Below are 625 nucleotides of genomic sequence, written 5' to 3'. Positions count from 1 at the left end.
GGCAGTTGGAGGGGATCGCGGGTGTCTTGGCGAGGATCTCGGAGACGGGGTAGCGCGATTCCCTGCGGACCGCCATGAAGATCCTCGGCATGACGGGGAAGTGGAACGCCATGTGGCATTCGTCGCCGCCGCTGGTGTAGTCGCCGAAGTAGTCGACGACGTCCTCCGGCCACTGGTTCGCCTCGGCCAGCAGCACCGTGTCGGGGTAGTGGGCGTCGATCTCCTTGCGGACCCGCTTCAGGAAGTCATGGGTCGCCGGAAGGTTTTCGCAGTTGGTGCCCTCCTGCTGGTACAGGTACGGCACGGCGTCGAGCCGGAAGCCGTCGATGCCCAGGTCCAGCCAGAACCGCAGCGCCGAGATCATCTCCTCCTGCACCGCCGGGTTCTCGTAGTTGAGGTCCGGTTGGTGGGCGAAGAAGCGGTGCCAGAAGTACTGCTTGCGGACGGGGTCGAAGGTCCAGTTGGAGACTTCGGTGTCGACGAAGATGATGCGGGCGTCCTGGTACTGCTTGTCGTCGTCGGCCCAGACGTAGTAGTCGCCGTAGGGGCCGTCGGGGTCCTTGCGGGACTCCTGGAACCACGGGTGCTGGTCGCTGGTGTGGTTCATGACGAAGTCGATGATGAC

The 625-nt window shown here is 64.2% G+C and carries 1 protein-coding gene; it reads right to left on the bottom strand.

Going from position 1 to position 625, the window contains the following annotated elements; translation table 11 throughout:
• Positions 1-625, bottom strand: a 625-nt coding sequence (locus M8J73_RS44510; RefSeq protein ID WP_249829929.1) for an alpha-amylase family glycosyl hydrolase, incomplete at both ends; no start/stop codon positions are given.

Origin of the sequence: Streptomyces neyagawaensis (assembly GCF_023516595.1) — a bacterium.
Classification (GTDB): domain Bacteria; phylum Actinomycetota; class Actinomycetes; order Streptomycetales; family Streptomycetaceae; genus Streptomyces; species Streptomyces neyagawaensis.
This window is presented reverse-complemented; position numbering and strand designations above follow the sequence as displayed.